The sequence below is a fragment of the Paenibacillus sp. Soil522 genome (assembly GCF_001428245.1).
GTDB lineage: Bacteria > Bacillota > Bacilli > Paenibacillales > Paenibacillaceae > Pristimantibacillus.
Genome location: NZ_LMRV01000028.1, coordinates 109,723 through 120,896, shown reverse-complemented (window position 1 = coordinate 120,896; position 11,174 = coordinate 109,723). Strand labels below are relative to the sequence as shown.

The 11,174-nt window shown below is 46.3% G+C and carries 8 protein-coding genes and 20 tRNA genes; all 28 read left to right on the top strand.

Annotated elements, in window-relative coordinates:
- Nucleotides 1-142: 142 nt before the first annotated feature.
- The 28 genes from ASG81_RS06515 (at nucleotide 143) to ASG81_RS06380 (ending at nucleotide 11,174) form a co-directional block, all read left to right on the top strand.
- Nucleotides 143-218 (top strand) — tRNA-Asn (locus ASG81_RS06515).
- Nucleotides 219-222: 4 nt separating this feature from the next.
- A tRNA-Ser gene (locus ASG81_RS06510) sits at nucleotides 223-313 on the top strand.
- Between the two features lie 4 nt (nucleotides 314-317).
- Nucleotides 318-392, top strand: a tRNA-Glu gene (locus ASG81_RS06505).
- A 67-nt stretch (nucleotides 393-459) separates the two neighbouring features.
- Nucleotides 460-535: transfer RNA gene (locus ASG81_RS06500), tRNA-Val, on the top strand.
- Between the two features lie 15 nt (nucleotides 536-550).
- Nucleotides 551-627 (top strand) — tRNA-Met (locus tag ASG81_RS06495).
- Between the two features lie 41 nt (nucleotides 628-668).
- Nucleotides 669-745, top strand: a tRNA-Asp gene (locus ASG81_RS06490).
- A 14-nt stretch (nucleotides 746-759) separates the two neighbouring features.
- Nucleotides 760-835, top strand: a tRNA-Phe gene (locus ASG81_RS06485).
- A 32-nt stretch (nucleotides 836-867) separates the two neighbouring features.
- Nucleotides 868-943: transfer RNA gene (locus ASG81_RS06480), tRNA-Thr, on the top strand.
- 23 nt (nucleotides 944-966) lie between these two features.
- Nucleotides 967-1,042 (top strand) — tRNA-Thr (locus ASG81_RS06475).
- 3 nt (nucleotides 1,043-1,045) lie between these two features.
- A tRNA-Tyr gene (locus ASG81_RS06470) sits at nucleotides 1,046-1,130 on the top strand.
- A 9-nt stretch (nucleotides 1,131-1,139) separates the two neighbouring features.
- Nucleotides 1,140-1,213, top strand: a tRNA-Trp gene (locus tag ASG81_RS06465).
- 38 nt (nucleotides 1,214-1,251) lie between these two features.
- Nucleotides 1,252-1,325: transfer RNA gene (locus tag ASG81_RS06460), tRNA-Trp, on the top strand.
- An 18-nt stretch (nucleotides 1,326-1,343) separates the two neighbouring features.
- Nucleotides 1,344-1,419: transfer RNA gene (locus ASG81_RS06455), tRNA-His, on the top strand.
- 29 nt (nucleotides 1,420-1,448) lie between these two features.
- A tRNA-Gln gene (locus ASG81_RS06450) sits at nucleotides 1,449-1,523 on the top strand.
- Nucleotides 1,524-1,530: 7 nt separating this feature from the next.
- Nucleotides 1,531-1,605, top strand: a tRNA-Gly gene (locus tag ASG81_RS06445).
- 7 nt (nucleotides 1,606-1,612) lie between these two features.
- Nucleotides 1,613-1,687: transfer RNA gene (locus tag ASG81_RS06440), tRNA-Gln, on the top strand.
- Between the two features lie 7 nt (nucleotides 1,688-1,694).
- Nucleotides 1,695-1,769, top strand: a tRNA-Gly gene (locus tag ASG81_RS06435).
- Nucleotides 1,770-1,776: 7 nt separating this feature from the next.
- Nucleotides 1,777-1,850 (top strand) — tRNA-Cys (locus tag ASG81_RS06430).
- 23 nt (nucleotides 1,851-1,873) lie between these two features.
- Nucleotides 1,874-1,950, top strand: a tRNA-Arg gene (locus tag ASG81_RS06425).
- A gap of 14 nt (nucleotides 1,951-1,964) precedes the next feature.
- Nucleotides 1,965-2,046: transfer RNA gene (locus tag ASG81_RS06420), tRNA-Leu, on the top strand.
- Between the two features lie 181 nt (nucleotides 2,047-2,227).
- Complete coding sequence (locus ASG81_RS06415) at nucleotides 2,228-3,979, top strand: sensor histidine kinase (RefSeq protein ID WP_056630721.1); 1,752 nt, start codon at nucleotides 2,228-2,230, stop codon at nucleotides 3,977-3,979.
- Nucleotides 3,972-5,585 (top strand): helix-turn-helix domain-containing protein, encoded by a 1,614-nt coding sequence (locus ASG81_RS06410; RefSeq protein ID WP_056630718.1) that lies wholly within the window; start codon nucleotides 3,972-3,974, stop codon nucleotides 5,583-5,585. The genes ASG81_RS06415 and ASG81_RS06410 overlap by 8 nt, the downstream gene beginning before the upstream one ends.
- Before the next feature lie 118 nt (nucleotides 5,586-5,703).
- Nucleotides 5,704-6,681 carry an ABC transporter permease gene (locus tag ASG81_RS06405; RefSeq protein WP_056630716.1) on the top strand — a complete coding sequence of 326 codons (978 nt, stop codon included), beginning with the start codon at nucleotides 5,704-5,706 and terminating at the stop codon, nucleotides 6,679-6,681.
- Nucleotides 6,682-6,732: 51 nt separating this feature from the next.
- Entirely contained in the window at nucleotides 6,733-7,665 is a 933-nt protein-coding gene (locus ASG81_RS06400) for a carbohydrate ABC transporter permease (protein ID WP_056630713.1), read from the top strand.
- 86 nt (nucleotides 7,666-7,751) lie between these two features.
- Nucleotides 7,752-9,299, top strand: coding sequence for an ABC transporter substrate-binding protein (locus tag ASG81_RS06395; protein WP_056630710.1), 1,548 nt, complete (start codon nucleotides 7,752-7,754; stop codon nucleotides 9,297-9,299).
- A gap of 363 nt (nucleotides 9,300-9,662) precedes the next feature.
- A complete protein-coding gene (locus ASG81_RS06390; protein WP_056630707.1) occupies nucleotides 9,663-9,959 on the top strand; it encodes a LiaF transmembrane domain-containing protein in 297 nt (98 codons plus the stop codon).
- A gap of 73 nt (nucleotides 9,960-10,032) precedes the next feature.
- Nucleotides 10,033-10,719, top strand: coding sequence for a PspA/IM30 family protein (locus ASG81_RS06385; RefSeq protein ID WP_056630703.1), 687 nt, complete (start codon nucleotides 10,033-10,035; stop codon nucleotides 10,717-10,719).
- Entirely contained in the window at nucleotides 10,707-11,174 is a 468-nt protein-coding gene (locus tag ASG81_RS06380) for a PspC domain-containing protein (protein ID WP_056630699.1), read from the top strand. The genes ASG81_RS06385 and ASG81_RS06380 overlap by 13 nt, the downstream gene beginning before the upstream one ends.

Genomic DNA, 11,174 nt, shown 5'->3' with positions numbered 1-11,174 from the left:
GACGAATACTAATCGGTCGAGGGCTTATCCTAAAACGTTTGCCAGGACCCATACATCCGGCAGACAGCAGCTAAAAAGGTTCAGCAAACCTATCTTTCGTATCCAGTTTTCAGGGCGCAATTTGCTTTGATCTGATTCATATTCCCTGATAGCTCAGTTGGTAGAGCACTCGACTGTTAATCGAGTTGTCACAGGTTCGAGTCCTGTTCGGGGAGCCATTATAGAGAGGTGTCCGAGTGGTCGAAGGAGCACGATTGGAAATCGTGTAGGCTCTAACCGGGTCTCGAGGGTTCGAATCCCTTCCTCTCTGCCAGTAAGGCCCGTTGGTCAAGTGGTTAAGACACCTCCCTTTCACGGAGGTAACAGGGGTTCGAGTCCCCTACGGGTCACCAAAAACTTTTTAAAAAACGTTTGACACAGAACAATGGCCTATGATAAGATATAAAGGTCGCTCAATATGGAGGCTTAGCTCAGCTGGGAGAGCATCTGCCTTACAAGCAGAGGGTCGGCGGTTCGATCCCGTCAGCCTCCACCATTTAAATAATAACGACGCGGGGTGGAGCAGCCCGGTAGCTCGTCGGGCTCATAACCCGAAGGCCGCAGGTTCAAATCCTGCCCCCGCAACCAAAAAAGTCTTTACCTTTCGGAAGTTTCCGAGATTATGATGTGGAGCTGTGGTGTAGTGGCCCAACATGCCTGCCTGTCACGCAGGAGACCGCGGGTTCGAATCCCGTCAGCTCCGCCAYTYAAACAACATCAGGCTCGGTAGCTCAGTCGGTAGAGCAGAGGACTGAAAATCCTCGTGTCGGCGGTTCGATTCCGTCCCGAGCCACCATTTATGATGTAAAAGCAATGAAAAGTAAATAAGCCGTTGTAGCTCAACTGGTAGAGCAACTGACTTGTAATCAGTAGGTTGGGGGTTCAAGTCCTCTCGACGGCACCACATGGAGGATTAGTGAAGTGGCNGCCGTTGTAGCTCAACTGGTAGAGCAACTGACTTGTAATCAGTAGGTTGGGGGTTCAAGTCCTCTCGACGGCACCACATGGAGGATTAGTGAAGTGGCTAAACACGGCAGACTGTAAATCTGCTCTCTCTGAGTTCGGTGGTTCGAATCCATCATCCTCCACCAGTTTACCTTAGGGGCATAGTTTAAAGGTAGAACAAAGGTCTCCAAAACCTTTGGTGTGGGTTCAATTCCTGCTGCCCCTGCCAATAAAATATTGAAGATGCATCCTCCACCAGTTTACCTTAGGGGCATAGTTTAAAGGTAGAACAAAGGTCTCCAAAACCTTTGGTGTGGGTTCAATTCCTGCTGCCCCTGCCAATATAATATTTGAAGATGGCGGTCGTGGCGAAGTGGTTAACGCATCGGTTTGTGGATCCGACATTCGGGGGTTCAATTCCCCTCGATCGCCCCATTTTTCAAAAAAAATGCTTTTAAAAATGTTGGGGATTAGCCAAGCGGTAAGGCAACGGACTTTGACTCCGTCATTCTCAGGTTCGATCCCTGAATCCCCAGCCATTTATATGCGGAAGTGGCTCAGCGGTAGAGCATCGCCTTGCCAAGGCGAGGGTCGCGGGTTCGATTCCCGTCTTCCGCTCCATTANTGTTGGGGATTAGCCAAGCGGTAAGGCAACGGACTTTGACTCCGTCATTCTCAGGTTCGATCCCTGAATCCCCAGCCATTTATATGCGGAAGTGGCTCAGCGGTAGAGCATCGCCTTGCCAAGGCGAGGGTCGCGGGTTCGATTCCCGTCTTCCGCTCCATTAATTTGGCGCCATAGCCAAGTGGTAAGGCAGAGCTCTGCAAAAGCTCTACCCCCAGTTCGAGTCTGGGTGGCGCCTCCACAATTTTTACTGAAATAAGATATGTGCCCTTAGCTCAGCTGGATAGAGCGTTTGACTACGAATCAAAAGGCCAGGAGTTCGAATCTCTTAGGGCACGCCATATTTCTTCTGAATGCCGATGTGGCGGAATGGCAGACGCGCGCGACTCAAAATCGTGAGGGAAACCGTGGAGGTTCGAGTCCTCTCATCGGCACCAAACTTTTAAACACAAACTCTTGAGACCAATAGGATCTTAAGAGTTTTTTTGTGTTATTGTCTACGATGCACAAGAGGGTTATGACTTATTCCGAACAATTTTGAGTTTAGATTATTTTAAGAAAGCGCTTTAAATGATAGTGTTAGAGATGGTCCGTTAAATGATAGGGGGAAAACGGAGGATGAGATTCGGTAAATCGATTAGAACTCGTCTTATTATCGGATTTATGGCAGTTATGCTGCCGGTTGTCGTTTATATGCTCATCAATAATAGCTACGCGCGCGATATCGTTCGAGAGAAGGTATCCGAGACATATCGAAATACACTCGATATTTATGTCGGTCAGACGGACCACAATTTATCGCAAATTAATGATTATCTATACAAAATGTCAGTGCTTGATTCCGATGTCGGGCTGCTCATGTCTTTTCCTATGGACAGTGACGGCTACACGTTAACGAAAATAAGAATCGATGCCAAGCTGAACCGCGATGTTGGCGTCTATAATCTTATCGATGCCATATTTTTGTATCACAAAAACGATATTATTTTCGGCACCGACAGCGTATATAATGATACGAAAAATATAATCAAGTCCCACATGGACACAATGACGACGGAAGAAAACCTGCTTCTGAATGATCAGCACACCTGGGAGGTTAGAGCGGATGAGCGGCTGCCGGGCAGATTTTTTCTGATCAATTTCATTAAGGTGTCAGAAGGGCTGTATGTTGGGGCGATGATAAAAGTACAGGATATTAATAAGTTGCTTTCTATCCAATGGAGCGACGGGGATATCGGTCATAATGGCATTTATCTGTTTGAGGGGGACAGGTTGGTGCAACCGTTAACAGAAAACCCTGCGCCGCTAGAATTGAGCTATAGAATATCGAAGGAGCCTTATGAATCATTGACTGATCGGAAGACAGGCGATACCTATCTGGTGATGAACAGGATGAGTAATATGGTCAATATTGCTTACCGGGTCGTTATACCGGAGGAGACGCTGCTTCGCAACCTATTATTTTTCAGAAATGCGACTTTATTCGCACCGATTGGATTTTTAGCCATTTTGCTTATTTACTTAGTTTTTATGCGGAATATGCTGTTTAAACCATTGCATGAGCTGATTTTAGGGATGAAGAAAATTTCTCTAGGGATGCTGGACGTAAGGCTGAAGAAGAACAAATCGCTTGAATTTGAGTTTCTTGGAAATACGTTCAATGTCATGGCTGAGCAAATTAAAACCTTGAAAATCGATGTCTATGAGGAACAGCTTCGCGTGAAGCAAGGAGAATTGAAGCAGCTTCAGGCGCAAATCAATCCCCATTTTTATATGAACAGCTTGAATATCATTTACAATCTTGCTGCGCTGAACGATACGGAATCGGTTAAAAAGATGTCGCTTCACCTTGCGGATTATTTCCGATTCATCATGAAAGCCAATCGGGATACGATCATGCTCAAGGAAGAGCTGATGCACATCGAAAACTACATGACGATTCAAAAAATCAGGTTTCCTGATAAGCTGCAGTGCACATTTGAAGGAATGGAAGCCATCTTAGATTACCCGATTGCTGCATTGACCTTACAGCCGTTTGTAGAAAATTCGATCATTCATGGATTCAAAAACAGGCGGCAGCTCTTCCAAATTAAAATATCGGCGGAAATGGAATCGGATAACGGATTTACGTTAACCATCAGCGATAATGGAATCGGCTTCGCTCCAGAGGTGCTGGAGAAGCTGCAGAACAAGGAGCCGCTGCAGGAAGGGGAATCAAGCAGCCTAGGCATAATGAACGTCATGCACAGGCTGCAGCTGCTTTATGGCGAGCGGATGTCGATTACATTCGGCAATCAAGCGGAGGGCAGTGGGGCGATGGTTATTATCGTCTTTCCAAAACGGATAGAAGGGGTGAAGGCAGATGTATAATTTATTGGTTGTAGACGATGAAGAGATCGCGATTCGAGGCATTGTGGAAGGAATAGATTGGTCCACGCTGCCGATTGCTAACATCTATACCGCGATTGATGCAGAAGAGGCGCAATCTTTGCTGATCGCGCACACGATACACGTCATGCTGTCGGACATCGATATGCCGAATCAGAGCGGAATCGATTTGCTGGAGTGGGTTAATGAGCATTCTCCCTCAAGCGTGACAATCTTTCTAACCGGGCATGCGGATTTTAAGTACGCGCAGCAGGCGGTTCAGCTGGGCAGCTTCGATTATTTGCTTAAACCTATTGACCATAATGCGCTCAAAGCATGTGTGAATGAGGCGCTGGACAAGGTTCGCGATCTGGAGCAGCTTGCAAAAATTCGCGGGACGTACAGCCTATTTTATGAGCAATGGAGCAAGCAGCGTCCAATTCTAATCGAGCGTTTCTGGCAGGACGTCATAAACTACCGGCTGTCGGCGGCACCGCAGCAGCTTGAATCCGCGATGCAAACCTATGCTTTACCGCTTCAAGCGGACAGCCTGATTCGCGTCGTCCTCATTAGCATCGAGCTTTGGCGAGAAGAATGGTCAGCCCGCGATGAGGAAATTATGACGTATGGCATTAAAAATGCAGCTGAGGAGCTTGTGCTTCAGAGTGCTCCGGGTCAGATCGTGCAGGATGGAAGCGGTATTCTGTACGCGATTTTTTACGGCTCGCCGGAGGGTGAGGAGCAGTCGATCGCCGATATTGCCGAGAGATGCAAAACTTTTATTCATCAATGCAAAAGCATGCTGCATTGTAATCTCTCCTGTTATATCGGAGAGGCCGTACCGGTTAAGCAGCTCCGCACCGGCGTACAGGCGCTGCTATCGCTTGAGCGCAGCAACGTAAGCAATACATGCGCGATTATTATAGAGCGTGACAATAAGCAGAAGCAAGAACCGGGCGCTCTCCAGCAGGCTCCCTTTTCCGATTGGGCGCTATTGCTGGAGACAGGCAAGAGGGCGGAGTTATCGCTGCGGATTGACGAATGCTTCGACCAGATGCAGGAGAGAAAAGTCGATTATACGTACATGGCTTCGTTTTATTATGGTTTTATGAATATGCTGTTCCAGTGGCTAAATAAAAAATCGGTGCAAATAACCGACGTATTCATAAATAGAGAGTGGGAGGTCGGCGAGAACGTTCTAAAATCGTTAGCCCGAATGCGAGCTTGGACGCAGCAACTAAGCAGTCAGGCAACGGAATACGCCAATCAGAACGGGAAAGACGTATCGCAGGTCGTGGATAAGGTTCAGCGCTATATGGAGGAGCATCTTGACGAAGAGTTCAGCCGCGAGCAGGCTGCGGAATCGGTGTATTTGAACCCGGCTTATCTATCGCGCCTGTTCCGCAGGGAAACCGGCTATTCATTAACGGATTACTTGGTGAAAATAAGAATAGCGAAGGCACGAATCATGCTGGAGAAAACAAATAACCGGGTCAGCGACGTCGCGATTAACGTAGGCTATGCCAACTTTTCGCACTTCTCCAAGCTATTTAAGAAGATGACCGGTCTGACGCCGCAGGAATATCGCAAAAAGTATCAAGATGTATGAGTTAGAAGTCACAGCACCGTTAATATAGTCACGGCGCCGACAGATGTCGGCGTCTTTTTTTTATACAATTAAGACAAGAGGAAATAAACAGAATCTTAGAAAGAGGAGGGGGAAGGCGATGGCGAAACATACGTCGGAAGCGGTAACAGCCGCCTACATTCCAAAAAGCTCAGTAAAAAAGATCTCTCAAATCCGTATTTTTCGTAAATACTGGATGTTCTACATTATGATGCTGCCGGCCATCGCATTGCTGTTATTAAACAATTACATCCCGATGTTCGGGATCATTATCGCTTTCAAAAACATTAATTATGCGGACGGCATATTTGGAAGCGCATGGAGCGGTCTTCAAAACTTCGAGTATTTGTTTAAAACATCGGATGCATGGATTATTACACGAAATACGCTGCTATATAACTCGGGATTTATTATTTTGAATTTAGTTTTCCCGCTTGCATTTGCTATAATGCTCAATGAAATAAGAAGCAGATTTATGGCAAAGCTGCATCAAACGATTATGTTCCTTCCGTATTTCTTGTCGATGGTCGTCATTAGTTATTTGGTTTTTGGCTTCTTGAGCGATGAACACGGATATTTGAATACATCACTTCTGCCGGCATTTGGGCTTGAACCGGTGCAATGGTATTTCACACAAGAGGTGTGGCCGTACATTTTGCCGATCGTTAACACATGGAAAAGCATGGGTTATTTTACCGTCATCTACATGGCAGCTATTATTGGTATCGATGATGAATATTACGAGGCTGCTACGATTGACGGAGCGAGCAAATGGAAGCAAATGACGGGTATTACGATTCCACTTATTATGCCTATTATTACGATTATGACCTTGCTTCAAATCGGAAAAATATTTAATGCAGATTTTGGGCTCTTCTTCCAGGTTCCGAGAGAATCAGGGGTATTGTTCCCGGTGACGAACGTAATTGATACCTACGTTTACCGCACTTTCCTGACAGTCGGAGATATCGGCTTGTCGTCCGCAGCAGGGCTGCTTCAATCAGTCATCGGCTTTGCATTAGTATTTATTTCGAACTGGGTTGTACGCCGAATTAATAAAGACAACGCATTATTTTAGTTTTATGATCGCATAGCGGCTATTTCTACGAAAAAATTTGGAGGTGATCCTATGGAAGCAGTCGAGAAAATATCGTCCGGGTCCAATCCTAAAAACCAATTGTCACTCCCGGCTTCTCTAGGCATCAATGTATTTTTCATTTTGTATTCATTGCTTTGCATCGTACCGCTGATCTTAATCATTATGGTTTCGATTTCCGATGAAGGAGCTGTCGTTAGAGACGGGTATCAATTTATTCCTTCGAAGTTTGATTTCGCAGCATACCAGTTCCTATTTAAGGACGCAACACAAATTTTCCGCTCTTACAGCATCTCAATATTAGTTACTATTGTCGGAACGACGCTTAGCTTGATTATCATGGCGTTGTATGCGTATCCTATCTCAAGATCTGATTTTCCTCATGCCAAGTTTTTTACTTTCTTCGTATTTTTTACGATGCTGTTCTCGGGCGGCTTGGTTCCCTGGTATCTGGTCTACGTTCAGGTACTCGATTTGAAAAATACGATGATGGCACTCATTATGCCGCTGCTTGTAGCCGCATTTTTTGTCCTCATTATCCGTACGTTCTTCCAGACAACGATTCCTGCTGCAGTGCTTGAGTCGGCGAAAATCGACGGCGCAGGAGAATTGACTATATTTTTCAAAATCGTATTGCCGCTATCGCTTCCGGTACTCGCGACAGTAGCGCTGTTTCAGACGCTTACCTATTGGAATGACTGGTTCCTAAGTCTGGTGTTTATTACGAAGGATGCCAACATCACCGTTCAATATCTGATGTATAAGACGATGCTTAATATTCAATTTTTAGCCAATAACAGCACCGCTGCGGCAGCCATTACAGCAGCCGGCGGCACGTTCAAATTTCCGAGCGAGACGGTGCGTATGGCGATGGTTGTTGTAGGAATAGGTCCAATTATCTTTGCTTATCCATTCTTTCAAAAGTATTTTGTGAAAGGGCTGACTGTCGGAGCAGTTAAAGGTTAATCTCGCCGATAGAAGCTATATTACGGCTGTAGCCGGCAATGCCGGTTTAGCATATAAACCTAAATCTTGAGGGAGGTCCACCCGCTATGAAGCAAGTTAAACAAAAGACATCTATGCTTCTTCTGATGATGTTGACCATCGTATTGATTGTATCGGCATGCTCGGGAAACAACGGTAAAAACAACGTAGAGTCTACGACAGACAACGCCGCAACAAACAAGCCAGCGGATACAGAAGGAGCATCGGCTGAATCTGATTTAAAGCCTTATAAAATAACTTTAGTGTTCCCTGGTACGCCTCAAACCGATGAGAAGAAAATCGAGGAAGCGCTAAATAAGCTGCTTACTGAAAAAATCAATGCAACTATCGATCTTATGCCGATTGATTGGGGCGCTTGGGATGACAAAATCAACCTGATGGTCGCTTCTCGTGAAGAGGTAGACATTGTTTTCACAGCACAATGGAATGGCCACGCAAAATATGTGTCCAAAGGAGCTTTCCTTGAGCTTGGGGGCTTAATTGACAAATACGGCCAAGGAATTAAGGAATCCCTTGACCCTGCATTCCTTGAAGGCGCAAAGATTAGCGGTAAAAACTACGGCGTTCCGACGAATAAGGAGCTCGCAGCTGCAGGCGGTATCGTATACCGCAAGGATATTGCCGATGAGCTTGGCATCGATATGAGCGCAGTAAAAACACCAGAGGATTTGGATGCTGTATATGCCGTTGTAAAGGCGAAAAAGCCTGAAATGATTCCGTTATACACAACAGCAGGAGTATTTAATTCTCACTTCTTCGCTAACTACGACTTCCTTGGTGATTCGACGATTCCAGGCGCAATCCTGAAGGACGATCAAAACTCTGTAAAGGTAATGCCTATTGAGCAAATTGAACGCTACAAGCAATATTTGAACCTTACCCGCGATTATTTCAAGAAAGGCTATATCAACGCTGATGCAGCTACAACGCAGGTGTCTTCAGGCGATGCTTGGAAGGCAGGCAATGTCTTCTCGACTATTGAGCCTATGAAACCGGGCAAGGATGCTGAGATTGCAAGCGCTTCTAACCTGACCGGCAAGCTGGCTCAAATTATGATGACAGAAAAAACAGTAGCAACTTCTGAAACAGCTGGCTCGATGCTTGGTATTTCTTCGACATCCAAAGATCCAGATCGTGCAATGATGCTGATTAATCTGCTGCATACAGACAAAGAAATCAACAATATTCTTAACTTCGGTCTCGAAGGCGACCACTACACCCGGGCCGGCGAAATTATAACAGCTACAGCTAATACGCCTAACTATAATCCGGGCGCATCTTGGATGTTCGGCAATCAGTTCCTGAACTATGTGTGGGATACTGAGGACCCGGACAAGTGGGCGAAGTTCAAAGAGTTTAACCAAAATGCAAAAGTATCTCCTGGTCTTGGCTTCGTATTTGACAGCGAGCCAGTAAAAGCTGAGGTTGGAGCCCTTGCGAACGTTATCCGTCAATACCAAAGAGCGCTTGAAACGGGCTCGGTGGACGTAGACAAAATCCTTGCTGAGTACGAAGCGAAACTGAAGGATGCAGGCGTTGACAAGGTCGTAGCTGAAAAGCAAAAGCAATTCGATGAATTTCTTGCAAGCAAGTAATCAAGGATGATCCCGAAAATAACGAAAGCCCGCGTCTTGCAAAAGGCGCGGGTTTTTCTTGCTTGCATGACAGGCGCGAAACGCCCGCTAACAAGCAGTGAAAACAGTACGAAACTCGGCAATCAAATTGAAAAGGCTCACGGGATCGCCTCAATAGGATGAGGAAGAAAATAAGTGGGGAAGTTGGCTCTTCCCCCGGGAGGCGGGCTGCTGACTCGACCTAAGTCCAGTGCAGAAACCGCCGAAGGTCCGTTTTAGAAAGGGGGAAATTGATCTAAACTAAGTACATAAGCAAGAGCAACACACGCTAGGCAATAAACGTAAATGAAATATATTAAATGCTGAAAGGAGTTGAAATGAGAGATGAATGGAAAAAGCGCGTTAGGCGTACTGCTCATAATTGTTGGCGGTATCGCGGTACTTAATTTTATCGGTATCCATTTCGGTGCTATATTCGGATTCTTGCTCCCGTTCATACTAATCGGTCTAGGTATTGTCGGTTGGATGAACAGCAAGAGATGGATTGGCGGCATACTTATCGTAATCGGCGGGATGATGGTTCTTAGCAAGCTCGGCGGCGTTATCTTGCTGCTTCTGGCAATCGGCTTAATTGCAGCCGGAGTGAGCCTCTTCAAGAAGGATAAACGCAGAGTTTACTAATTGCTGCGATTGAATATATAGCAAGGGTCTAAGAAGCCGGTTTTGCATCACAAAACGTTAAGGAGGACAAGGAATGAGTGTTATGAAGCGAGTGCGCGACATTACGGTCGCCACATTAAATGAACGGCTCGAGAAGGCAGAGGATCCGGTTCGGATGATCGATCAATTCCTCTGGTCGACAAGAGAAGATATTATACAGGCCGAGAAGCTGTATCAGCAGTACGCGGGTCACAGCAATCACCTAAAGGCACAATGGCTGCTCGCCGAGGAGCAGAAAGAACGGCGCGAGAATCAAGCGCTGACTGCACTGAAAGCGGGCGAAGAGCAGCTGGCAAGAATCGCCTTGCATGAGAAGGCAAGCTGTGAAGAACGCTCGATCCAATATCGTGAGCTGTTCGAGCAAAGCAGGCAGAATACGCTGGATCTTGAAGAGCAGCTGCGCGAGATGCGCAGCGAATACCAATCCGTATATGACAAACGTGAATATTATGCGGCCCGCATGGAATCGCTAAGACTTCAGCAGCGGATGAACAGCCGCTACAGCAGCGGGTTCGGTGAGCAAGGCATACAGTCGGGCTCCGTATTCAGAAGGCTGGAGGATCGTATTAGCGGCATGGAGCATGAAGCGAAGAGCTTGCGCGACATTCGCAGAATGGGGCAAGAATTCGTAACGGAAGCAGGTAATACCGTACAATCCGTTATAGAACGGGAGCTTGAGCAGTTGAAGCGAAAGCTTGAGAAAGAAGGATGGTCGTCTTGAAAAAACTGTATCGATCCTCACGTGACAAAAAACTATTCGGTCTTTGCGGCGGATTAGCGGAAATGTTGAACGTTGATGCGACACTGCTGCGGATTTTACTTATTGTTGTAACTATTTTTACAAGCGGTGCTGTTATTCTGATTTATATTATTGCAGGCTTGGTTGTGCCCAAAGAACCGCCGCTCTACTCTAACTTTGGCCCAAACGGCTACGGTAACGGTTATGGCGGAGGCTATAATCCCGGATTTGGCCATCAAGCGCATTCACAATTTGGCGGCCCCTACAAAAACACGCCGCAAGCGCCAGGCTCTTGGAGCGCCCCGGGACCGGCTGCACAACCTACAACGTCAACACAATTCGATAGCATGATGGATGATTTGGAGAAGAAAGCACTGCGTCGTGAAATTGAAGAATTGAAAGCCAAAATTGCTAAATACGAGAAGGGAGATTTTTAA